The sequence below is a fragment of the Avibacterium volantium genome (genome assembly GCF_900635775.1).
Taxonomy (GTDB): domain Bacteria; phylum Pseudomonadota; class Gammaproteobacteria; order Enterobacterales; family Pasteurellaceae; genus Avibacterium; species Avibacterium volantium.
The window spans coordinates 955,325-979,659 of record NZ_LR134167.1; the positions used below are offsets into that span (position 1 = coordinate 955,325).

Annotated in this window: 19 protein-coding genes and 2 pseudogenes; 12 read left to right on the forward strand and 9 right to left on the reverse strand. The window is 41.5% G+C overall.

The genetic code is table 11. The features are described from left to right. Positions 1 to 160: 160 nt before the first annotated feature. Positions 161 to 1,837 (reverse strand): DNA repair protein RecN, encoded by a 1,677-nt coding sequence (recN, locus tag ELZ61_RS04690; RefSeq protein WP_126371824.1) that lies wholly within the window; start codon positions 1,835 to 1,837, stop codon positions 161 to 163. A gap of 77 nt (positions 1,838 to 1,914) precedes the next feature. Beyond that, a complete protein-coding gene (locus ELZ61_RS04695) occupies positions 1,915 to 2,832 on the reverse strand; it encodes an NAD(+) kinase (protein WP_126371826.1) in 918 nt (305 codons plus the stop codon). A gap of 202 nt (positions 2,833 to 3,034) precedes the next feature. Between ELZ61_RS04695 and grpE the strand changes: the two genes are divergently transcribed. After that, positions 3,035 to 3,646 carry a nucleotide exchange factor GrpE gene (gene grpE, locus ELZ61_RS04700; protein ID WP_126371828.1) on the forward strand — a complete coding sequence of 204 codons (612 nt, stop codon included), beginning with the start codon at positions 3,035 to 3,037 and terminating at the stop codon, positions 3,644 to 3,646. A 42-nt stretch (positions 3,647 to 3,688) separates the two neighbouring features. On the opposite strand, the gene tadA is transcribed toward grpE, so the two are convergent. The 5 genes and pseudogenes from tadA to rppH form a co-directional block, all read right to left on the reverse strand. Further along, positions 3,689 to 4,225 carry a tRNA adenosine(34) deaminase TadA gene (gene tadA, locus ELZ61_RS04705; protein ID WP_126371830.1) on the reverse strand — a complete coding sequence of 179 codons (537 nt, stop codon included), beginning with the start codon at positions 4,223 to 4,225 and terminating at the stop codon, positions 3,689 to 3,691. Positions 4,226 to 4,324: 99 nt separating this feature from the next. Then, on the reverse strand, positions 4,325 to 5,176 hold the full coding sequence (locus tag ELZ61_RS04710) for a thymidylate synthase (RefSeq protein WP_126371832.1): 852 nt from the start codon (positions 5,174 to 5,176) through the stop codon (positions 4,325 to 4,327). A 12-nt stretch (positions 5,177 to 5,188) separates the two neighbouring features. Further along, a complete protein-coding gene (gene lgt, locus ELZ61_RS04715) occupies positions 5,189 to 5,989 on the reverse strand; it encodes a prolipoprotein diacylglyceryl transferase (protein WP_126371834.1) in 801 nt (266 codons plus the stop codon). A 9-nt stretch (positions 5,990 to 5,998) separates the two neighbouring features. Next, on the reverse strand, positions 5,999 to 6,790 hold the full coding sequence (locus tag ELZ61_RS04720) for a sulfite exporter TauE/SafE family protein (protein ID WP_126371836.1): 792 nt from the start codon (positions 6,788 to 6,790) through the stop codon (positions 5,999 to 6,001). A 148-nt stretch (positions 6,791 to 6,938) separates the two neighbouring features. Beyond that, positions 6,939 to 7,407, reverse strand: a pseudogene (gene rppH, locus ELZ61_RS04725) (RNA pyrophosphohydrolase); the annotation flags it as partial. 661 nt (positions 7,408 to 8,068) lie between these two features. On the opposite strand from rppH, the gene ELZ61_RS04730 reads away from it, so the two are divergent. Continuing rightward, positions 8,069 to 8,698, forward strand: a complete 630-nt coding sequence (locus ELZ61_RS04730; protein ID WP_126371840.1) for a cation diffusion facilitator family transporter — start codon at positions 8,069 to 8,071, stop codon at positions 8,696 to 8,698. Positions 8,699 to 8,777: 79 nt separating this feature from the next. Here ELZ61_RS04730 and ampD read toward each other — a convergent pair whose 3' ends face one another. After that, positions 8,778 to 9,332, reverse strand: coding sequence for a 1,6-anhydro-N-acetylmuramyl-L-alanine amidase AmpD (gene ampD / locus ELZ61_RS04735; RefSeq protein ID WP_126371842.1), 555 nt, complete (start codon positions 9,330 to 9,332; stop codon positions 8,778 to 8,780). A 142-nt stretch (positions 9,333 to 9,474) separates the two neighbouring features. Between ampD and ppdD the strand changes: the two are divergent. Next, positions 9,475 to 9,908, forward strand: a pseudogene (ppdD, locus tag ELZ61_RS10825) (prepilin peptidase-dependent pilin). A 12-nt stretch (positions 9,909 to 9,920) separates the two neighbouring features. After that, on the forward strand, positions 9,921 to 11,336 hold the full coding sequence (locus ELZ61_RS04745; protein WP_126371844.1) for a GspE/PulE family protein: 1,416 nt from the start codon (positions 9,921 to 9,923) through the stop codon (positions 11,334 to 11,336). A 46-nt stretch (positions 11,337 to 11,382) separates the two neighbouring features. Here ELZ61_RS04745 and ELZ61_RS04750 read toward each other — a convergent pair whose 3' ends face one another. After that, on the reverse strand, positions 11,383 to 16,314 hold the full coding sequence (locus ELZ61_RS04750) for an exo-alpha-sialidase (protein ID WP_126371846.1): 4,932 nt from the start codon (positions 16,312 to 16,314) through the stop codon (positions 11,383 to 11,385). A gap of 284 nt (positions 16,315 to 16,598) precedes the next feature. On the opposite strand from ELZ61_RS04750, the gene ELZ61_RS04755 reads away from it, so the two are divergent. The 8 genes from ELZ61_RS04755 to ftsI all read left to right on the forward strand — a co-directional run bounded on the left by ELZ61_RS04755 (position 16,599) and on the right by ftsI (position 24,321). Further along, the gene (locus tag ELZ61_RS04755; protein ID WP_126373592.1) at positions 16,599 to 17,702 is read left to right on the forward strand and encodes a PhoH family protein; all 1,104 of its coding nucleotides are present in this window, start codon (positions 16,599 to 16,601) and stop codon (positions 17,700 to 17,702) included. Next, positions 17,699 to 18,166: an rRNA maturation RNase YbeY gene (ybeY, locus tag ELZ61_RS04760; RefSeq protein ID WP_126371848.1), complete on the forward strand. Its 468-nt coding sequence runs from the start codon at positions 17,699 to 17,701 to the stop codon at positions 18,164 to 18,166. Before ELZ61_RS04755 ends, ybeY begins: the two co-directional genes overlap by 4 nt. Before the next feature lie 2 nt (positions 18,167 to 18,168). Continuing rightward, positions 18,169 to 20,169, forward strand: coding sequence for a tRNA(Met) cytidine acetyltransferase TmcA (locus ELZ61_RS04765; RefSeq protein WP_126371850.1), 2,001 nt, complete (start codon positions 18,169 to 18,171; stop codon positions 20,167 to 20,169). A gap of 47 nt (positions 20,170 to 20,216) precedes the next feature. Further along, positions 20,217 to 20,378 carry a DUF5363 domain-containing protein gene (locus ELZ61_RS10680; protein ID WP_164550720.1) on the forward strand — a complete coding sequence of 54 codons (162 nt, stop codon included), beginning with the start codon at positions 20,217 to 20,219 and terminating at the stop codon, positions 20,376 to 20,378. A gap of 259 nt (positions 20,379 to 20,637) precedes the next feature. After that, positions 20,638 to 21,096 carry a division/cell wall cluster transcriptional repressor MraZ gene (gene mraZ, locus ELZ61_RS04770; RefSeq protein ID WP_115250036.1) on the forward strand — a complete coding sequence of 153 codons (459 nt, stop codon included), beginning with the start codon at positions 20,638 to 20,640 and terminating at the stop codon, positions 21,094 to 21,096. 111 nt (positions 21,097 to 21,207) lie between these two features. Beyond that, the gene (rsmH, locus tag ELZ61_RS04775; protein WP_126371852.1) at positions 21,208 to 22,173 is read left to right on the forward strand and encodes a 16S rRNA (cytosine(1402)-N(4))-methyltransferase RsmH; all 966 of its coding nucleotides are present in this window, start codon (positions 21,208 to 21,210) and stop codon (positions 22,171 to 22,173) included. Between the two features lie 2 nt (positions 22,174 to 22,175). Continuing rightward, positions 22,176 to 22,496, forward strand: coding sequence for a cell division protein FtsL (ftsL, locus tag ELZ61_RS04780; protein WP_103854594.1), 321 nt, complete (start codon positions 22,176 to 22,178; stop codon positions 22,494 to 22,496). Between the two features lie 22 nt (positions 22,497 to 22,518). Further along, on the forward strand, positions 22,519 to 24,321 hold the full coding sequence (gene ftsI / locus ELZ61_RS04785; protein ID WP_103854593.1) for a peptidoglycan glycosyltransferase FtsI: 1,803 nt from the start codon (positions 22,519 to 22,521) through the stop codon (positions 24,319 to 24,321). Positions 24,322 to 24,335 lie beyond the last annotated feature (14 nt).

Here is a 24,335-nt window from a genome sequence, read left to right on the forward strand (position 1 = left end):
TAATGCTGAAATCAGGTTCACTATAAAAAATCACTGGAACAAAGAGTGGTGGAAAAAAGTGCGGTGAAAAAACGGAAGAAATTGAGCAATTTGTATCTCAATCATCTTAACAACACACAATAAGAAACCCTAGCAGGTCGCTAGGGTTCTTTCCATAAAACTATGCAATTAAACTGAGCATTTCTTCCGCATTGGCTAAGGCGCTTTCGGTAACCTTGGTTGAGCCAAGCAATCTGGCTAAGGCTTTCACACGCTGTTGCTGAGAAAGTGCGGTCATTTTTGTTTCTGTTTTTCCGTCAATGGTTTGTTTTTCTACGCAAAAATGTTGATGTCCACAGCACGCCACTTGCGGCAAGTGGGTAACACAAATCACTTGGCATTTTTGCCCTAACTTGCGTAATAATTTTCCTACCACGCTTGCGGTTGCGCCGCTGATTCCTACATCAATTTCATCAAAAATAAGCGTTGGAATGGCGGATTTATCAGAGGTCAGCACCTGTAACACTAAAGCGATACGAGAAAGCTCCCCACCCGATGCCACTTTTGCCAAAGGCTGAGCAGATTGTCCAAGGTTCGCTTGCAGAATAAATTGCACCTGATCCATTCCGTGAGTGGTCAGTTTATTTTCCGCTTGTTCCACGCGAATAGAAAATTCAGCATTTTCCATTGCCAGTTGTTTAATCCCTTTGGTAACTTGCGTTGAGAGCTTTTCTGCCCCTTTTTGGCGGCTTGCACTCAAAGATCGAGCATTTTCTAACAACTGTGCATAAGCCTGTTTTTCCTGTTCAATGAGTGCATCTTCACTATCCGCAAAATCTACCAGCTGATCGAGTTCTTGTCTTAAGGAGCGATGTAACGCAACCAATTCCTCGGCTTTTACATTGTGTTTACGCGCAAGTTGAAGCGCTTGGCTCATTCTGCTTTCTACTTCTTGTAAACGATAAGGATCAGGTTCAATGTTGCTAGATAGATGTTGGATCTCAGAGCTGGCTTCTTGCACTTGAATCAGCGCTTCTTGCAACATTGTGAGTGCATCATTGTAGTGCGGATCAAGTGCGTGTAATTCCTCTAAATTTTGCACCGCACGATAGAGCAGGCTATCCACGTTCAGCTCATCATTTTCACTCAATAAATTCAACACGGATTGAGAAAGGGCGGTAAGCTCTTCACTGTTGGCAAGGCGGTTGTATTCTTCTTCTAATTCAGCAAATTCATTTTCTTGCAAATTAAACTCATCAAGTTCTTCCACCTGATATTGCAAAAGTTGTTTTTTCGCTTCATTTTCTGCGCATTTTTGTTGGAAGTTTGCCACTTGTTGTTGCAAATCTTTCCATTGGCGATAGTGTTTTTGCACTTTGGCAAGTAAATCATTATGAGCGCAATAGTGATCCAATAAAGTGAGTTGATAGTCATTTTTTAGTAAACGCTGTGAGGAATGTTGTCCGTTCACTTGAATTAAAAACTGGCCCAGCTCTTTAAGCTGGCTGGCAGAAACGGGAATGCTATTAATAAAGCCTTTGGAGCGCCCATCTGCGCTTATCACACGGCGTAAAATACAGTTTTCTGGATTATCTTCATCTTGCAATTCTTGGGCTTTGAGCCATTTATCCGCAGGGCTGTTTGGCGCAATGTGGAATGTGGCACAAATATCCGCACGGTTTTGCCCCTCACGCAGCATCGCACTTTCGGTACGTTGCCCTAAACACACGCCAAGGGCATCAATGGCAATGGATTTTCCCGCCCCAGTTTCACCCGTAATGACGGACATTCCTTGTGCTAATTCAATATCAAGATGATGAACAATGGCAAAATTATTGATCGTAAGTTGAGTAAGCATAATACACTCCCATTTAACTGTATGTATATCAGTTTATAACTGTTTTTATATACAGTAAAGGGTTTTGTGCAAATTTTTTATGCAGAATTTCTCAACCAGCCTAATTTTGTACTTAACACATTGTAATAATTGTAATTTTTTAAGTGCAATAAACGCAGTTTATGTTTGCTTTTATAAATATGCACCACATCATCAGGGGGGAATGGCAGGGCAACTTGGCTGTCACAACCCACTTCTAATTGCGGCGTGTTGTAATCGGCAAAGCGAATGGAAATCTTACTTTCGCCGTCAATAACCAAGGGGCGAGAAGAAAGCGTGTGCGGAAACATTGGCACAAGGGCAATGGCGTTCAGTTGTGGAGTAAGAATAGGGCCGCCAGCAGAAAGAGAATAAGCCGTTGAGCCGGTTGGAGTTGAAATAATCAAGCCGTCAGAACGTTGTGAAAATGCCAGTTTATCATCAATATAAACGTGGAAATCGATCATATGCGCAATTTTGGCAGGGTGAATCACCGCTTCATTTACCGCATTGCTGGTGGCAATAATTTGCCCTTCGCGTTCAATTGCGGTTTCCAAAAGAAAGCGTTCTTCCACGAAAAACTCACCACGATCTAAACAGGCCTCCAGCTGCGCATAAGCATTTTTCGGATCAATATCCGTGAGAAAACCTAAATTGCCACGGTTAATGCCAATTAAGGCAATATCATATTTTGCCAAGATTCTGGCACGCCCAAGCATATTGCCATCACCACCAATCACGATAGCTAATTGCGCGCGTGTACCAATTTCATCTAACCCTGCAAGATGTTGCGCTGGCAAGTCTAAGCGCTCACCAACACTTTTTTCCACTAGCACTTGATAGCCTTTTTCGGACAGCCACTGAAATAAATTTTTGTGCATTTGCAAATTTACATCATTGCGCGGACACCCAACCAATCCAATAGTATGGAAAGAATTATGCAAGGTTTTATTGTCGATTAAATGAGTTGTGGACATAATATTTATTTTTATGCGAAAAACAGACCGCACTTGAATTCAAGAAATTAGGGGCTATATTACACATAAACTGTGTCAGTGGCTAGTCTTAGGGTCTGTTGATAACTCAAATACAAAATGAATTATCAACAGACCCTAGCAACTGTCAATTTTTATGTTTTTTGTTACAATAACGCAAACTTTTGAACAGATGGAGAAAACAATGTCAGAACAAGAACAACAAGTGGAAAAAAACGAATTAGATCAAGAACAAACGGAACAAGTGGAACAAGCAGAAAACGCACAAGAAACTGCTGAGCAGCAGGAAAGTGCTGAAAATCTTGAAGGCGATGCTTTAGAAGAAGCCATTGCTCGCGTGCAAGAGCTTGAAGAACAGCTCGCTGAAACAGCAAAAAAAGAGCAAGACATTTTGTTACGCAGTCGTGCGGAAATGGATAATATCCGCCGCCGTGCTGAGCAAGATGTGGAAAAAGCGCATAAATTTGCTTTAGAAAAATTTGCTAAAGATCTGCTTGAAACCATTGATAACCTAGAGCGTGCGCTAGCAACCCCAGTTAGCACGGAAGATGAGAGCTTAAAAGGCGTGCTAGACGGTGTAGAATTAACCTTAAAAGGTTTATTGGCAACGGTTGCACGCTTTGGCGTGGAAGCCGTGGGTGAAGTGGGCGAAACTTTCAACCCAGATTTACACCAAGCCATTTCAATGCAGCCGACAGAAGGCTTCGCAAGCAACCAAATCACAGCCGTATTACAAAAAGGCTATTTGCTAAACGGCAGGGTGATTCGCCCTGCAATGGTGATGGTGGCGGCGTAATAAAAGGTCATCATAATAAATAAAAATAGGCGAGTGTATCGCCTATTTTTTTGGGTCTAAAGTTTCGTTGATATTTTTCTGAGCTAGCTTTTCTTGCTTTTTCTGTTCACGTCGTTTTTGAAAGAAAGCACTGAGTTTTTGGCTACATTCTTCTTGCAGCACGCCACCTGTAATTTCAAGGCTGTGGTTCATTTTATAATCATCAAAAAAATGAAAGCGTGAACCCACAGCCCCAGTTTTGAGATCATAAGCCCCGAACACTAACCGTTTGATTCGGCTATGTAAAATCGCCCCTGCGCACATTGTGCAAGGTTCAAGGGTAACGTACAGCGTAGTGTTGAGCAGGCGGTAGTTTTGTTGCGCTTGCCCCGCTTGGCGCAGTGCCACAATTTCGGCGTGGGCAGTAGGATCGTGCTGAATAATGGATAAATTCCAGCCCTCTGCCACAATCTTTCCTGCATCATCAACTAACACTGCGCCCACAGGAATTTCCCCTAAGGCTTCGGCTTTATCGGCAAGGCTTAGGGCGTAGCGCATCATTTTTTCATCAAAATCCGACCGCACTTTTGTTTTCCTTATGAGCTGAAAGAATGTGAAAAATCAGCCATATATTGGCTGATTGGGAAAATAAAGTGCGGTGCTTTTTGGCACAATTTTTTCATTTTGCTATTTTAATCTTTACACCGAGAAAGGATATTTAATCGCAGGGTGAGATTCATAGCCAATGACCTTGAAATCATCCATTGTTACCCAAGTTTCTAGATCCTCAAGGGTTTTGATGTCAGGATTAATTTCTAATTTCGGCAGTGGCAATGGCTCACGCTTGAGTTGAACATTTTGCATTAGCTCAAGCTGATCTTCATAAATATGCGCATTGACGATTTTATGATACGCCATTCCTGCTTTTTTCCCTGTAATCTGCGCCATTAATGCTAAGAAAGTAAACACTTGAATTTGATTGAAATTCAGCCCGAGTGGTACATCGCAAGAACGCTGATAGCTGGTTAAATAGAGCATATCACCAAGCAAAGAAAAGGTGTGCGTGTGCATACAAGGACGCAAACAGCCGAGTTCAATTTCACCTGGATTATAAAACGTGATAATTTCGCCACGATCGTCTAGCCCTTTGGTTAAATCATTCACTACCTTACGCAACTGGTCGAGAGTTTCGCCGTTAGGTTTACGCCAAGCGCGCCCTTGCACGCCGTAAACACGTCCCATATCGTCCGTGCCTTTGCGGTGTGGATTATTCAACCAAGCCTGATTTTCATTGGCGTTGGCGTCCCACGTTTTTGTGCCAAGCTGGCGGAAATCTGCGGCGTTGTCATAGCCACGAATATAGCCTAAGAATTCCGCAATGGCCGCTTTCCAATAGCTTTTTCGCGTAGTGATTAGTGGAAATTCATTGTCCGCCACATTGTAGGTAAGATCAGCGTTAATTAGGGTTAAACAACGTTTTCCAGTACGTTCATTTTCCACCCAAGTGCCGTTATCAATGATGTTTTTGCATAAATCTAAATATTGACGCATTGTAAATTTCCCCTATTTTTTCACCGCACTTTTGTAAGCCATAAGCATAATCAGCGCACCGAGTAAAATCATTGGCAATGACAGAATTTGCCCCATTGAAATATGCTGTTGGAAGAATAAGCCGAGTTGCGCATCAGGCTCACGAAAATATTCAATAATAAAGCGGAATGTGCCGTAGCCGACTAAAAATAATCCTGCCACAGAGCCTGCTGGACGTGGCTTTTTGATAAACAGATTAAGGATAATAAATAGCACCAAGCCCTCTAACACTGCTTCGTAAAGTTGCGAAGGGTGGCGCGGTAAATAACCGCCAGAAGGGAACAATACCGCCCAAGGTACGTCCGTTACACGCCCCCAAAGCTCATCATTAATAAAGTTACCAATACGCCCCATTCCTAAGCCAAAAGGAATAAGTGGCGCAACAAAATCTGCTGTCGCCCAAAAGCCGCGGTGTTGTAATTTTGCGGTAATAAACATTGCCAAAATCACCCCAATTAAGCCGCCGTGGAAAGACATTCCCCCTTCCCACACGCGGAATAAATACATCGGATCTTGCAAGAAATAATCGAACTGGTAGAACATCACATAACCGATACGTCCACCAAGAAATACACCAAGAAAACCGTTAAATAATAGGCTATCCACTTGTTCTGTTGTCCAGCCGCTATTTGGGCGGTTAGCACGGCGAACCGCAAGCCAGCGCGCGAACACAAAGCCGATTAAATACATTAATCCATACCAACGCAAGGCAACAGGGCCAAGCTGGAAAATGACAGGATCAAATTGGGGAAAGGTTAAAAATTGTGAAGTCATACAGTTCCTTTATTTTATTAACATATTGATCGCAATGCAGATCAATAGCACGGCAAAATAACGTTTTAAAGTTTTCACCGGCAATTTATCTGTGGTGCTAGCCCCAAGTTTTGAAGTAAAAAATGAGGTTGCCGTAATTCCCACCACAGCAGGTAAATACACATAACCTAATGAATAACTTGGCATATTTGCTTGTCCCCAGCCGCCCACAATAAAGCTTAGCATTCCTGAAAGTCCAAGCAACATTCCACAGAATGCTGATGAGCCGATGGCTTTTTTCATTTCAATACCACGCCCATTCAAAAATGGCACAATAAAACCACCGCCGCCAATGCCTGCAATGCTGGAAGCAATTCCAATCAAGATTCCACCAATCACAGAAGAAGTGGTAGTGAGCGCTTTTTTCACTTCTTTCGGTTTAATCGAAAGCAACATTTTCACCGCGAGATACACTACCAAGCAGGCAAATAATTTGCTTGATACGCTTTTATCTAAATTGCCGACAAAAAGTCCTGAAATAAAGGTCGTTACCATAATCACAGGGGCAAGCACTTTCACCGCAGGCCAAACAATATTGCCTAATTTATGATGACGTTGCGCCGAAGAAAATCCTGTTACCACAATGGTGGCGAAAGAGGTTCCCAATGCCGTGGACATCAAAAGTTCGCTAGGCACATCAACCATTGGCAATAAATAAACCAACACGGGAACAATAATCAGCCCGCCGCCAATGCCAAATAAGCCCGCTAAAAAGCCGACCAGACAGCCGACAATTAAACAAATAAGAAAAAAGCTCAGCATTATGCCCCCCTTGTTCGATGAAATGAACGTTTATGGAATTTGCCTGATGAATATTTTTTACCAGAATACTTGTTCGCCGTATTTGGTGCAGAATGGTTTGGCGAAGATTTCTGTTCTTGAGAATAGGAATTTGGCTGATTTTTCCCATTAAATAATACCGCCGCAAATTCCTTCATTGCCTTGCGGTACACTTCTTTTTTGAAAGGCACAACCTGACGCACAGGATACCAAAAACTCACCCAACGCCAGCCATCAAATTCTGGCGATTTGGTGGTTTGCATATTAATGTCTTTTTCGTCCGAAACTAATTGCAATAAGAACCAACGCTGTTTTTGTCCGATACACATTGGTTTGCTGTCGTAGCGTAATAAGCGTTTAGGAAGTTTATAGCGCAACCATTGTTTTGAAACATAAAGCAATTTAACATCTTTACGGGTTAAACCCACTTCTTCAAAAAGCTCACGATACATCGCCTGCTCAGCCGTTTCATTATCGTTTATGCCGCCTTGCGGAAACTGCCACGAGTTTTGCCCATAGCGTTTCGCCCACAAAACCTGACCTTTACGGTTACAAATGACAATTCCCACATTCGGACGGTAGCCATCGAAATCGATCACTATCGTTCACCTTAGTTTTAAAAATTTTAAATTCTGAATTGGTGAATTGTTTCACAAACTCAAGGTTTTAACAACCCGCAAACACGCTTTTAAGGCGGTTTTCTATCAGAATTTGACTAGATAAAATCTTCCTACCTGTTAATAAATTGAATTAAAATTACAACGCTGTGCATAACATTGTGAAAAGTGCGGGAATAAAATTAAATTATTTGTGCATAAGGATAAAAAATCCTTTATTTTAAAATAAGTTAAAATAGATCCTTGTTAACCATTAAGATCTAAAATCAAGATCCAAGATCGCATTTTTTTACTCCAATTACCGCTTAGAAAAAAATCATACTGTATTTTTATCAGGATTTTCACCGCACTTTTATTGTCAAACTGTGAGTTATTCAGCATTTCTGTGGATAAAATTGTGGTTTTATACAGAATAGGTGGGAATTAAATGTTAAGTTTGCCATAAGCATAATAAGCCAAAAGAATAAAACCATTAAAAATCAAAAAGATAGAGTAATAAAAACGCGTTTTCGCATTGTGAATTAAAAGCTAAAAAAGGACTGATTATTAATTAATCGAAGATCAAAGTGCGGTGGTTTTCTCTCACATTTTTTACAAAATCTGCCCTAAAACTTGACCTTTACCACCTGTTAAACTTTATACTATGGCAAATTTTTATTTAGGATCATTTATGCACCATCACCACCACGATCACGGCTCACAAAATCAACGTATTTTAGCTTTCAGTTTTGCCATTATCATCGCTTATATGGTGATCGAATTTCTCGGCGGTTATTATTTCAACAGCCTAACTCTAATGGCGGACGCAGGTCATATGGCAAATGATAGCCTTTCTTTATTACTTGCCTTTGTCGCCCTGTTTTTCAGCCATAAAACACAAAAATATTTTGCTCTACTCAATGCGGTTTCTTTAATTATTGTGGCGATTTGGATTTTATGGGAAGCCATTGAACGCTGGCAAAATCCTTTACCCATTAATGCCTTACCAATGCTAGGCGTGGCAATAGTGGGGCTGTTGGTCAATATGATTGTGGCGTGGTTAATGCTAAAAAGTGATCACGAAAATCTAAATATTCGTGCCGCCTATTTACACGTTCTGGCTGATTTATTTGGCTCTGTTATCGCGATCATTGCGGGGCTAAGCGCCTGGCTGTGGCAAATTCAGTGGATAGATATTGTCGCCAGCGCTATTTTAAGTATGTTTATTTTGCGCAGTGGGCTGAGCATAATGAAAGCCACAATAGCGGGGCAGCATTTAGGGCATTCTCATTAAGCGAAATGTCAGCAGAATAGAAATTTGATGAAAACAAAGTGCGGTGGAAAAATTCAAAAAATTTCCACCGCACTTGTGTTTATAGGCTGTTTAAATATTTTTCCCAATCAAAATATTGCCCGGGGTCGATTTTTCTGCCGGGGGAAATGTCGCTATGCCCCACAATGCGATCTTTACGAATTTTGGGATAACGTTGCATTATGCTTTGCGTGAGCGTTGTTAGTGTTGCATATTGCTGCTCTGTGAAGGGCTGATTGTTGCTGCCTTCTAATTCAATGCCAATCGCGAAGTCATTACATTTTTCACGTCCTTGAAAGCAGGATACGCCCGCGTGCCAAGCACGATCATTGAAGCTGACATATTGCGTAATTTTTCCCTCACGATTAATCAGGCAATGCGCTGACACGCGGAGATCTTTGATTTCTTCAAAATAAGGGTGCTGGCTTGGATCTAAGCGCCCTTGGAAAAAGGCATCAATAAAATTTCCGCCAAATTGTTCGGGGGGAAGACTGATGTAATGAATGACGAGCAACGAAATATCTTGCGGATCGGGACGTAAATCATAGTGGGGCGAGGGGCAATGTTTTTGTTTTGCCAACCAGCCTGATTGATCAATGGAAAATATCGATTTCATAGTTTTTTTGCGATCGTGATCGAGAAAAAGTGCGGTGCTTTTTGGCTTTATTTTTAATTTGCGCCACACTTATTCGCGCGGGTTATTCATTGCTCGTATTCTATCGAAAATTAATGTTAAGAGAAATCAACAAGGACAGCTTATGAACAGATTTTCTACTCGTTTGAAGAATCAAGAGGGGTTTACGTTAATTGAATTAATGATTGTAATCGCCATTGTGGCTATTTTGGCAACAATCGCCGTGCCAGCTTATCAAAACTATACGAAAAAAGCGGCAATTTCAGAGCTTATTCAAGCTGCAAGCCCTTATCGCTCTGAAGTGGAACTTTGTGTGTATAACACAAATTCAACCAACAAATGTAATGCGGGAACAAATGGCATTCAGAAAAATTAACCAATAAGGGCAAAGTGGGCTCGATTGATGTGCAAAAAGGGAAAATTACCGTTACAGGCAGAGAGAACTTGGCGGGGATAAGTTATTCTTTAAGCGCAAGTGGTGATGCTGCCAAAGGGGTTACTTGGACGGTGAAATGCGATAAATCTGCTGAATTATTCCCGGCGGGATTTTGTGGCTGATGGGGATAAATAATGGCGGAATATGCGTTACAGCCGCAAATGACGGTTTGTGCGGTAGATGGAAAATTTTTTGAAATTCCACCGCACTTATGGCAGCAAAACCAACAGCAAAAAGCCCTGCTAATTCGCTATTTTGCTGTGCCATTGCAAGAAAATGCCCAAACGCTTTGGTTAGGCATTGATGATTTGAATAACCTTTCTGCTTGCGAAACCTTTTCTTTTTTAACAGGAAAAGTGGTTGAACCTGTGTTGTTGCAAGGGCAAGATTTGAAATTGCTCTTGCAAAGTCTTGCGCCAAATGTGGCGGAAGAACCTGCTGTACCCGATTTTTATCGCCCCACTGAGCAGATTAAAACGGAAAATGTGCAAGAAAAAGCCGATGAGCCAGTTATTCAACTCTTAGATCGGCTTTTTGAAAAGGCGTTACAACTGAATGCTTCAGATATTCATTTAGAGCCACAGCGCGAGCAGTTGCAAATCCGCTTTCGTATTGATGGCGTATTGCAGTGCCAGACGCCATTATCCACGCAAATTAGTCAGCGCTTAATTTCTCGCTTAAAATTGCTCGCTCGCCTTGATATAAGCGAAACACGTTTGCCACAAGATGGACGTTTTCATTTTAAAACCACCTTTTCTGATGTGTTAGATTTTCGCCTTTCCACCTTGCCCACCCAGTATGGCGAAAAAGCGGTGTTACGTTTGCAGAAAAACAAGCCTGTCAGCTTAGCGTTTTCACAGTTGGGAATGAACGCAGCGCAGCAAAAGGCTTTGCAGCAAGCCCTTTCACAGCCTCAAGGCTTGATTTTAGTTACAGGCCCAACAGGAAGCGGAAAAAGTATTACCCTTTACACCGCACTTGAATGGTTGAATCAGTCGGAAAAGCATATTCTCACCGCCGAAGATCCCATTGAAATAGAACTGCCGGGCATTATCCAAACGCAAATTAATCCACAAATTGGGCTAGATTTTAACCGATTGTTACGCACATTTTTACGCCAAGATCCTGACATCATTATGCTTGGCGAAATTCGAGATGCAGAAAGTGCAGCGATTGCTTTGCGTGCTGCACAAACAGGGCATCTAGTGCTTTCTACGCTGCATACCAATAATGCTCATTCAGCAATTTCTCGCTTATTGCAGCTCGGTATTCAGCAGCACGAAATTGAAAGCAGTTTGCTGCTCGTTATCGCCCAGCGTTTAGTGCGCAAAATTTGTACGCATCACACCGAAAATTGCGATTGCTATCAAGGCTATAAAGGGCGTTGCGGAATTTATCAATTTTTACAACCGCACTTTAATAATGGGGAAATTTCCTATCAAACGGATTATGCTTCCTTACGAGAAAGCGGATTGGAAAAGGTAAAGCAAGGAATAACCGATCCCGCTGAAGTAGAAAGAGTGCTAGGGAAATTGATGGAGAGCGAATAAAAAGTGGGAGAAAAATAAATTATCTCCCACTTCAAAGGTGAGTTGATTAGAAACGATATTCTAATTTACCCGCAAAGTAAGTTTGTTTTAGTCCATAGTCAGAAAGGGATTTTCTATGGCTAATTTGGGCACTGATGTTTAGGTTTGGTGTAATATCATAACCTGCGCTGGCAGAGAATAATAAGGCATTTCCTAATTTACCCGTTTTGTATTGCTGAGTTGTTCCATCATTGAGAGTTAAGACAGGGGTATTTCCTGTATTGTGTTCATACATTGTACGGAATTTCAATGATTTCCACGTAATTTCACCCCCAATTTGTTGAGTGAAAATATATTGTCGATCATTATTGATATTCCAACTGAAGGTATGATCCTCAATATTGGCTTTGCTATTTTGATATTGCAACGCAATAATTGGCGTTAAACGGACTTCATTTAGTAAGAAATGATAGCCTGTTTCTGCACCAATTCCCCAAGAATGGCCTCTCACTTTGGCTAAATCTTGATGTTGTGAAGTGGAAATTTTACCTCGCACATATTGATAGTTTCCACTGAGATTAACATAGCTTTGTTCGGTTAGTTGATTTTCTAATGTGAACAATACCCCCACAGATTTATATTTTACCGAGCTACTGCCTTCAATTTCTGTGGTTTTTGGTTCAACCGAGAATTTGCTGAGAGCGAGCCCTAAGTGAAGATGCTGTTTATCGTTGAGATCAAGGCGACCACCAAATAAGGTGCTATTCGTGGTGGATTTGTAGCCATAGCCATAATCACTAAAGCCAAGGTTGTTATCATAAGTGGCTTTACGATGTTGTTGTAAAACATAGAAATTTTTCGTTCCTTGCGTAATGTTTTGGGCAAAGGTTTGAGCCTGCATATAACTATGTTCTAACAAGGCTAAATTCGTCACCAAATAGGCTGGAACTTGGCTATTTAATGCTGGGCGATAGGTTGAGGCACTTGCGGTTGCACTGGCGGTTGCTACATTGCCTGCTAATGGCGTAACTGTTGCATTACCTGTATTTGGATTGGTAGGTGCTGCTACCACCACAGCATTATCTACTGGGGAAGTGGTTTCTGTGCTGTTATCCACATTCCCTGTATTTGGATTAGTAGGTGGTGTTACCGCAGCATTATCCACTGGAGACGTGGTTTCTGTGCTGTTATCCGTATTTTCTGCATTTGGATTGGTAGGTGGTGTTACCACAGCATTATCTACTGGGGAAGTGGTTTCACTGCTGTTATCCGTATTTTCTGTATTTGGATTGGTAGGTGGTGTTACCACAGCATTATCCATAGGAGCGGTAGTTTCACCGCTATTGTCAGTATTCCCTTCATCTTGGTTTGCTGGAGGGGTTACTGTCGTGTCCGCGGTTGGTGGAATCGGTGCAGCTGTGTCATCAGGTTTAGGGCTTTCCTCTTTTGGTGGTGTTGTTGGAGCTTTAATAATTGGTGATAACGGTTCGCCATTTTCATTAATTAGCAAGGTTTGCAAGCGGTAATCGTTGAAATTGCTGTTGTTCTCACCAAAACTATTTTCACTTGCCGTAGTTGCCCCTTTTTCAACGCTAACTAAGGTGTAGCGATTAATATGGCTTTCATCATTATGAACAGCTTTCGCCAAATTGAACGCATCTATGCGGCTGGTTTCGCCTTTTACTTGAATGAGTGAAATACCCTCATCAGCATCGTAGCGTTCGTTTTTATTAGTATCGGAATTACCGATCTGGCTATTGAGTAAGTTTATATTTACCGGAATAGGTTGGGTGGTGGTTAAATCTCCATTAATCAGCACGCGATCCGCACGCCATTCTGTCATATTTTCGGAAACGTTATCCACATTTAATGTAATATCCGCCCCCTCATTGGTTACATTCCCAAAGGATAGGGTTTTAGGTTGGAAATTGGCATTTCTGGATTTGCTGCCGTTTGCCGTATGATTTAAGTGCGGGGCATTATTCGGTGCAATATGGGCATTGGCTTGCCAATAAGTATGTGAATGAACGATCCCATTTCCCGTTAAACTCGCATTTTCTTTGATATATAATGGCGAATGATTTAATTCCCCTTCTAAAATGGTTACCCCTTGATTTAACAAGGTTTTTCCTTTGTGATTGAATTGTCCGATTAAATATAATGTACCCTCTCCATTTTTGCTTAAACTACCTTGCCCTTGCGTATCAGCAAATAAACGGCTTGTTTGGTTGGCACTAATATCCGTATTAATTTGGCTTGTGTTATCAAGTGCAATGGTATCAAAGCGAGCAATCACGTTATCTTTTATGCTTAATGTGGCATTATTCGCTAAATTTGCATTTTGCGTTAAATGGGAAGTATCTGGTGCATAAATTATTTCACCTTGGTTGATGGTAAGCTCGTTTAAGGTTGAATTTGTTTCCAAGGTTAAGTGGTTATTATTAAGTGCGGTTGGTTTATAGGCAAAATTTAATTTACCTTGATCATCACCAAGCATTTCACCCTTAATTTTTCTTACCCCAGATTGAAAATAGTTAAGCGTGCTAGCTTTGGTGGCATTGCTATTAATAATATTGCCGTTAATTGTTTCAGCTTGCAGCCCTTTATCCTGGCCATTTTCAATGGTGAAATTATTGCCATTTAAGTCAAACGTCCCTTCATTCAAGCTGAGATTTTCGGCTTTAATTTGGTTTTCACCATATAATTTTACTGTGCCTTCAGGGTTTACGATAATATCGGAATAGGCTTGAACTTGACCATCTTTTTCCTGCTGTTTTAAGCCTAATGTGCCTTCATTAACCACCATTTTGGCAGGGTTTACCCCTTCACCGATTTTAATAATTTCCCCATCACCAATTTTATAGAATGTTTCAGCAACGGTGCTATTACGCTCATATTCAAATGGCGTGTTCCGTTTATCACGATGCAAGATATTGTCTTGCCATACAAGCTCTTGAATATTTAAGCGAACAAAATCAATTTTTCCTTCCGCACCTTCATAAAGCAAGCCAATATCGCCATTTGGCAATTCAGTTAAGCTGCTATAGGCGTAATTATTTGGTGTAATTGTGGTGGTATATTTCCATTCAATAGAACCATCTTCTTGCACTTCACCAAGCCAGACTTTACCATTGCTGCGTCTGTTAGAATGTGGATTAGCAAAAAGGATATGTTCTTTGCCATTAATACGTTTGGAATATTTAATTACTGAAAGTTGGCAATAAGGTTCTAGTAACACGTCATCTAAAATAACGTCTTTTTCCCAAGTGTAACCACCGTCATAACTGGTGGAAATATGCACGCGATTATGTGGTGTTACACGAGAAAAGAGTTTTAATTGTCCGTTGTCTAATTCAATCACTTGGGATTCGGTAATTTCATAGCCATAAGTGCCGTTAAGCAGACGTGATCCGCCTTGTGCCGCAAATCTGCTATCAATTGGTGATTCACCACGTTCCCAAGTTTTGCCACCGTCTTTACTAATGATAACCGCTGCTGCTTGTTTATTATTGTTATTGGTGTAGTAAACCGGCATCACTAAAGAGCCGTCTTTAAGCTGAATCCCTGTTCCGGGGCCTGTTCCCATAAAACGCATCCAATCGGCTTTCACTTGAGAGTTAATATTGACCGGGTTAGACCAAGTTTCACCGTCATTATCACTATAAGTGAGCCATAAATTGCTGGTGATGGTTGATTTAAGTGGGGCACTATCATTATTTGGATTTTTCGTTTGTAAATAAATATTTCCTAAACGTGTATCGCCTTGATATAAATCACCGAGATCTTTAAATGCCAATTCAGGATTACCATTAATAACAACCCGATAATCTGTTGGTTTATTTTTATCATTATAAACAATGCCGTTTTCACGAATGGTGTAGCGATTATTATATTCGTCAGTTAATAATTGATAATATTTCCCACCGATATTTTTATAACCCGATCCCTCTGCGTTTGGATTTTGGATACCAAAGAAACCTTTTGTTTCAGGGAACATATCCACAATCATAAAGACACGCCCATTGCGCTTGTCTTGCACCATAAGGGGATCGATTAAGAACGCAGAATTTTGACCGCCATAAGATTGGCTAGCAAGATCAATCACTGTTTGGCTTTTTTGCCAGGTTAAGCCTCCATCAAAACTGCGGCGGATTGCAGTGTCAATATTTCCCCAGTCAGCAGAATGTTGCCAACGCTTGTCGATAGCGGCAATAACAACGCCGTTTTGCGTGGTGAGTAAGGAAGGAATACGGTAATTTTTTGCGCCATCTTGATTTGGTTGAAAGAGCGATTCTTTTTCCGTTAGCATTGCTCCTGAAGCTCGATGCTTATCCGCATTCTCGCTTTCGTTTCGGCGATAGGTTTCCGCTAATTCTTGGTGTAGCGCTTTGATTTTTTCTTCTGACAATACTTGTTCGGTAACCCCCGCAGAATAAATATTTCCACTAAAACGCATTTCATTGCCAGAGCTTCTTGGCGTTTTTCCTAAATAAGCAATATTTAAGTTCTCAATATCTTTGAAGAATTTAGAATTATTATGTGTTTGTTTTAATTCGCCATTCACATAAATTTTAATTTGGTTATTTGTTTTATCAAACGTATAGGTAATGGTTTGATAATCTTTATTTTGATTATTGACATTCGCCGTAAGTGCGGAATTATTAATTAAATAGTTGTTATTATTTCTTAATTCTAAGCCAAAGGTATCCGTGCCTTGTTTCCTTAACATATAGAAATTAATATAGTGGTTGGTGTGTCCACCTTGGGTTGAAGCACCTAAAAGAGAATAAACATTATCACCACCATTGGTTTTAAAACCAAAAGTTAAAGAACCATTCTCTAAATTAAAAACATCATTTTTAGTGAAGGTTTCAGTGATATTAAGTGGCTTGAAAAATTCGGTATTTGATTTGAAATCTAAGATTCCTTCGCTACTCGCCATGGCATATTGGCTGATAAGACACGAGGAGATTAAAGCTGCCAATGTTGTTTTTTTCATAGGGCATCCTTTGTTTGATGTGAAATTAGGAGTATCTCAGCGCTGATGATATTTTTGCTCCATAATGGAGTAAATAATGATAATTTCACTTCGTGATGTTCTTCACAGAATCATTCTTATTTTCTATCAAAAATGAGAGATTTCTCGCATTTCTACAAAAAGAGAATTTCTCAAAGAGCATTAGAGCCTGTATTTAAAACGTGGTAATATGCCCATCAACAATCAAATGATTCTGACAGTAGCAGGAAAAAACAAAATAAAAGGAACACAATTTGTCCAACCCAATGAGCGAACTAAGCGAAACCTTTACTCTTGAACCGCAAGATAATGCCCGTTTGCAGGCATTGTGCGGAGCATTTGATGAAAATATCCAGTTGATTGAAAAAGAATTTTTCTTGGATATTGCACGGCGTAATTTTACCTTTACGCTGAAATCGAAAGATCCCAATTCGAAATCTCATCACGCAAAATTATTAAATAAAGTGGCGGCGTTGATCCAAACATTGTATTTGGAAACCGCACCGGTGCGTGGCGTGGTGAAAGAAATTGATTTGTCTGATGTGCATTTAGCCATTCAGGAAAATCGAATGTTATTACAACAAGATAGCGAACAAGCAGAACAAAATGCGGTGCCAAAAGTGTATCAAACCACAATCAAAACCAAGCGTGGCTTGATTAAACCGCGTGGGGCAAATCAGATTCAATATTTGCACAATATTTTGCGTTATGACATCAGTTTTGGTATTGGGCCAGCAGGCACGGGGAAAACCTTTCTTGCCGTGGCTGCTGCGGTGGAAGCCTTAGAACGACAAGAAGTACGCCGTATTTTGCTCACCCGTCCTGCGGTGGAAGCAGGGGAAAAATTGGGCTTTTTGCCGGGGGATTTAGGGCAAAAGATTGAGCCTTATTTACGACCGCTCTATGATGCCTTATTTGAAATGCTGGGCTTTGAAAAAGTGCAGAAATTAATGGAACGCAATGTGATTGAAATCGCCCCGCTGGCTTATATGCGTGGGCGTACGCTGAACGATAGTTTTATTATTTTAGATGAGAGCCAAAACACCACCACCGAACAAATGAAAATGTTTTTAACCCGTATTGGGTTTAATTCTAAAGCGGTGATAACGGGCGACATCACGCAAATTGACTTGCCACGCAGCCAAAAATCAGGTTTACGCCACGCCATTGAAGTGCTAGAAAATGTGCCAGAATTGAGCTTCAATTATTTTGACAGTAAAGACATTGTTCGCCACCCAGTGGTTGCCAAAGTGGTGCAAGCCTATGATAAATGGGACGAACAGGAAGAAATTCGCCGTAAAGAACGCGCCTTACAGCGTCAGCAAGAACAGGCGAAACAACAAGCCTTAGAACGAGAAGAAACAGAATGAAAGATGTCATCGTTGATTTACAAATCGCAGTAGAAAATAGCGAAAACTTGCCGACAGAACAACAATTTCAACAATGGGCAACCGCCGCAGTGCAAGCAGAGAACCGGCAACCTGAGATCACCATTCGCGTGGTGGACGAAGCGGAAAGCCAAAGCTTAAATGCCACTTATCGTGGTAAGGATTACCCAACCAACGTGCTTTCCTTTCCTTTTGAATGCCCTGAAGAAGTGGAATTGCCGCTACTCGGCGATTTAGTTATTTGCCGCCAAGTGGTGGAACGAGAAGCGCAAGAACAAGGCAAACCCTTGATGGCACATTGGGCGCATATGGTAGTACACGGCTGTTTGCATTTGCTGGGCTACGACCACATTGAAGATGATGAAGCAGAAGAAATGGAAAGCCTTGAAACGGAAATAATGCAAGATCTTGGCTTTGCCGATCCTTATTTAGCGGAAAAAGCCTAGCCTTGCAGCCACGTCAGCTTTGTATCTTAGTTGGGGAAAATGCGTGGTTACAAACTCAACTTTCCCCTTTATTTTCTTACTTAGCTCACTTTGAAAAACAAAGTGCGGTGCTTTTTTTTGATGAAAATTGCACCGCACTTTTTCCCGATCAAAACATCACGTCAATTCCCTTTAGCAAAGCGAAAAATCAGCTTGGGCGCGAACATTCTCTGATTATTTACGATGCCAGACAAAGCCTAAATCTTGATGCCCTTGCCATTGCCGCAGGTACATTACAAGCGGGTGGGCAGCTTTATTTATTGTTCAACCATTGGCAACATTTAGCCACGCAAATTGATTTGGATAGCCAGCGTTGGAGCGGTGTTCCGCAAGGCATTTGCACTCCGAATTTTGTCCAATTTATGCAGCAAAAAGTGCGTGAATACGGCTTTCCTATTTATCAGCAACAAAATGGCGATAGCTTTTTGCCAGCACCGCATAACTCAGCCATTGATCCGATAAAGCCCTTTCATTCTGCCACGCAGGATCAACAACGTATTTTGCAACAGCTATTAAATGCTCCGAAAGAAATTAATGTGATCACCGCCAAGCGTGGACGGGGAAAATCCGCCTTGGCAGGATTATTTGCCGCCCATTTAGATAAGGTGATTCTCACCGCGCCAAACAAAAGTGCGGTGCAAATTTTGCAAGATTTTGCTGAGAAAGATCTGCTTTTTATAGCCCCCGATGATCTCGTTCAACAAGTGCAACAAGATCCCGATAAGTTTAACGATCATTGGCTGATTATTGATGAAGCGGCGATGATCCCACTCCCCTTATTAATGCAGCTCACAGAGCATTTTCGGGCGATTTTATGCACCACTACGATACAAAGCTATGAAGGAACAGGGCGCGGTTTCTTGCTTAAATTTATGCAAAAAAATCACCGCACTTTGCAACATTTTGAACTCAGCACCCCGTTGCGTTGGCGAGCAGATGATCTGATCGAACCTTTTATTTCTGAGTTGCTTTTATTAGAAGCGGAAAGCCAGTTGGCTCAGCCTGAGTTTCAGCCTAATTTTGTTCCTAATGCGGATTTGCATTTTCATTGGCATCATAGCCACAGCCTTTTTCAGCAAGGGGAATATGAAGATTTTTACGGATTGCTAACTCTCGCTCATTATAAAACGTCCCCCGTGGATTTACGTCGTTTGCTCGATGGCAAGCATCAGCAATTTTTACTGGCAAAATTCAATCAGCATTTATTGGGTGCGCTTTGGCTACTGAATGAAGGGGGAATGAAGGACAGCACGTTGATTGAAGGCATAATGCAAGGTATCCGCCGTCCGAAAGGCAATTTAGTGGCGCAAATATTGTGCCAAGTAAGCCTAAATGAAACGGCGTGCAAGCTGAGTTCAGCACGCATTTCTCGCATTGCCGTGCAACCTAAATGGCGACATCAAGGGATAGGGCAAGCACTAATGGCTGAAGTGAATGAGCCAAGTCTGCATAACCAAGATCGCGCGCAAGATTTTTTATCGGTAAGTTTTGGCTACACGCCTGAGCTTGCTCAATTCTGGCAAAAGTGCGGGTTTAATTTGGTTTATTTAGGTAGCCATAAAGAAGCCAGCAGCGGTTGTTATAGCGCGATTAGCGTAAAAGGCGTAAGCCGCGCAGGGCAAGAGTTTTGTACAAAATTACTGGCACAATTTGAGCGGGATATGCCTCTATCCTTCCACCCTTTAGCCACGCAGCTATGCCCACAAGGGCTGCAAACAAGAGATTTTTCCCTGAATGAACAAGACATCAAAGCGTTACATTATTTTGCTCATTATCAACGAAATTTAGCCAGCACGATCCCAGCTATTCGCCGTTTATTATGGGGCAATCAAGGGGAAACATTGCCTTTGTTGTCGGCATATTGTGAACAAAAAATCTTACCAAGCACGGGCAAAAAGCAATGGGGGCAAGCTTGTCGCGAAGAAGTAAAACGATGGTTGCAAAAGCCAAAAATTCTTTTATGATAAGGAATGCATAAGGCAAAGAATAAATCGCAAAATAGGGGGAAATAATGGCAAATCAACAAAAAGGTGTGCTGCGCAGATTATGGGATAAATACAGCGAATTTTGCAAAGAATTGGGGATCGATCAAGGCGCTTGCCGCAGCTGTGTGCCAGTGGTGAAATTTGATGAAGATCCACCGAAAAAAAGCAGAGCAAGAGAAAGTAGCTAAATCTTAGGATCAGATCGCGATCTTTACATTTCTCATTTTTCAATCATTCCTTACAAAGCCATTTGGCGCATTGCTCAAATGGCTTTCTTTTTGGCCGAAATATACAAATCTTTACATAAGATCCGGATCAAACTGCTTGCAACTTAGTCAAACTAATACTAAACTTACGAATAAGTGGTAAAAAGTGGTGTTTTGTGGTAAAAATTGCAAAATTCTGTAAAAAATAACCGCACTTATTTTTAACAAGAGATCTCAAACAATGTTTCGTGGCGCATCATCGGTAAATCTGGATTCAAAGGGACGGCTTGCCATTCCCACCCGTTACCGTGCCGAGATCCTAGAAAAAAATAATGGGCAGATGGTTTGCACGGTGGATATTCGCCAACCTTGCTTGTTACTTTATCCTTTAGATGAATGGGAAATCGTTGAGCAAAAATTATTAAGTTTGTCGAATTTTGATCCTGTGCAACGCAGTTTACAGCGTGTGATGCTCGGTTATGCCACGGAATGTGAGCTGGATAGCGTAGGGCGAATTTTAATCAGTGCGCCATTACGCCAGCACGCAAAACTAGAAAAAAGCACAATGTTAGTGGGCCAGTTAAATAAATTTGAAATTTGGAGCGATGTGGAGTGGCAGGCTCAAATTCAACAAGATATGGCTCTCGGTGCAAGTGGTCAGCTTGCCCAATCTCCTGAATTAATCACGTTGTCTTTATAAGAGAAGATTAACTTCCACCAAGACAGCGGCACTAGCAGAGATAAGCGGTGTACTTAGGTACACCGCATTATCTCATTTTAACATTTAATTTTTATTATTTAATAACGACTTATGAACGCGCAGAACCTTTTTTCTTCACCTGAACATTTCACCGTTTTATTAAATGAAGCGGTGGACGGTTTGGCGTTGAAAGAAAAAGGCATCTATATTGATGGCACTTTTGGGCGCGGCGGTCATTCTCGTCTGATTTTATCTCGCTTATCCCAAGATGGCAGATTAATCGCCATTGATCGTGATCCGCGTGCGATTGCGGCGGCAGCGCAAATTCAAGATCCGCGTTTTCAGATCGAACACAATAGCTTTTCCGCGATCCCTGAGATCTGCGAAAAATTAGGTTTAGTCGGTAAAATTGACGGTATTTTGCTCGATCTTGGCGTATCTTCCCCTCAATTAGATGAAGCCGAGCGTGGTTTTAGTTTTATGAAAGACGGCCCGCTTGATATGCGAATGGATACCACCCAAGGTTTATCGGTGGCCGAATGGTTGCAACAGGTTTCTGAGCAAGATTTAGCTTGGGTGCTGAAAACCTTTGGCGAAGAACGTTTTGCTAAGCGCATTGCGCAAGCCATTGTTAATTATAATAAAAATGCACGTCAAAATGGCACAGAACCACTTAATCGCACCTTGCAATTAGCTGAGCTGATTGCGCAATCGGTTCCTTTTAAAGATAAACATAAGCACCCAGCTACGCGTAGTTTTCAGGCAATTCGTATTTTCATTAATGCTGAATTGGAAGAGCTAGAACGTGTCTTGCAAGGGGCTTTACAAGTATTAGCGCCACAAGGACGTTTGTCGATCATCAGCTTCCATTCCCTTGAAGATCGTATGGTGAAACATTTTATGCGCAAGCAAAGCAAGGGCGAAAGTTTGCCGAAAGGCTTGCCGTTGCGTGAAGATCAAATTCAGCGTAGCCAAACCTTAAAAACCATTGGCAAGGCGATTATGCCAAGTGAACAAGAGATTGCCCAAAATGCCCGCTCAAGAAGTGCGGTGTTGCGTATTGCGGAGAGAGTATAAAAATGGTTGAAAATTCAGAACGTTATCCATTGCGTAGCATTATTGCTGAAGATCTCTTTGCCTCAAATAAATTAGTGATGGCGTTAATGGTATTGGTGATTGTGAGTGCATTAAGCACCATTTGGATTACTCACAAAACGCGTGGCTTGATCGCAGAAAAAGGCGAATTAGTGTTACAACACCAAGCCTTGGAAAATGAATTTTTAAATCTCAAGTTAGAAGAAGCAACCCAAAGCGATAATACCCGTGTTGAGGCGATTGCTACGGGAAAATTACAGATGAAACGTGTTGTGCCAGAACAAGAAGTTTTATTATTGGAATAATTAATAGGCCCTAAGGTGCAAAATGATCAAGAAGAAAAATCACAGAACAAAGCGTAGCACCAGCACAGGCAGTGCAATTAAACGCAACAAACCTAAAATTTCCTACCATAATAGTTTTTTGAAAGGTCGTTTTTATTGGTCGATAGCTGCTGTTGTACTTGGATTAAGTGCCTTGATTGCACGCGCGGCTTATATACAAGTGGTAAATGCCGATCCACTGGCTGATGAGGCGGATAAACGCTCAGTGCGTACTCAGCAAGTGCTTTCTGTGCGTGGTTCAATTTTAGATCGTAATGGACAACTTCTTTCTGTCAGCGTACCGATGTATTCTGTGGTGGCTGATGCCAAATTCGTGTTTGAAGAAAATTCTTTGCAAGATAAAGAACGTTGGCAAGCACTTGCCAAAGCCCTTGGCGTTTCTTATAGCAATTTAATTAAGCGCGTGGAAAAAGATCCTTCTTCTCGCTTTGTATATTTATCTCGTCAGGTTTCCCCAACCGTTGCTGATTATGTTAAGCAGCTGAAAATCAAAGGTGTAGTGTTAAAAACAGAAGCACGCCGTTTTTATCCAAGAGTGGAAGAAACCGCCCATTTGATCGGCTACACCAATATTGATGGTGAAGGCATTGAAGGCATTGAGAAAAGTTTTAACTCATTATTAGTGGGTAAATCAGGCTCTCGCACCTATCGCAAGGATAAATTTGGACACGTTGTGGAAGACATTGCCGATGTTAAAAAATATGACGCACACGATGTTACCTTGAGTATTGATGAAAAATTGCAATCAATGGTTTACCGCGAAATCAAAAAAGCGGTGGCAGAAAATAAGGCAGAATCAGGAACCGCGGTGTTAGTGGATATTCGCACAGGCGAAGTGCTAGCAATGGTTAATGCCCCTTCCTACAATCCAAATAACCGCGCTGGTGTAAAAGCTGATTTAATGCGAAACCGTGCTATTACCGATACCTTTGAGCCGGGTTCAACAGTAAAACCTTTCGTGGTTTTGACCGCACTTCAAAATGGTGTAGTAAAACGCAACGAAGTGATTAACACAGGGCCACTAGTGCTAAATGGACACGAAGTCAAAGACGTTGCACCAAGAGATCGCCAAACCCTTGATGAAATTTTGGAAAACTCCAGTAACCGCGGGGTGAGCCGCTTGGCCTTGCGTATGCCACCAAGTGCGTTAATGGAAACCTACCAAAACGCAGGTTTAGGCAAACCAACAGATTTAGGCTTGATTGGTGAACAATCAGGGATCTTAAATGCAAATCGTAAACGTTGGGCGGAGATTGAACGTGCCAACGTTGCCTATGGTTATGGTTTGAATGCAACGCCGTTACAAATTGCACGCGCTTATGTTACCTTAGGCAGTTTCGGGATTTATCGCCCACTTTCTATTACCAAGGTTGATCCACCTGTGATCGGGCAGCGCGTTTTCCCTGAAAAAATCACCCGTGAAGTGGTGAATATGATGGAAAAAGTGGCAATCAAAAATAAACGCGCAATGGTGGAAGGCTATCGCGTTGGGATCAAAACAGGGACAGCGAAAAAGCTAGAAAAAGGTCGCTATGTGGATAAATATATTGCTTATACCGCAGGCATTGCGCCAGTCAGTAACCCACGTTATGCCCTGATTGTTTTAATTAATGATCCGAAAGCAGGGCAATATTATGGTGGGGCGGTTTCTGCACCATTGTTCTCAAATATTATGGGCTATGCGTTACGAATGAATAACGTTCCGCCTGATGCGGTGGAGCAACAAAAAGTCGCTAAACGCACCGTTCGTTTAAATACTCAGAAAAAAGATGAAACAACGAACTAATTTTTGATCAAGGA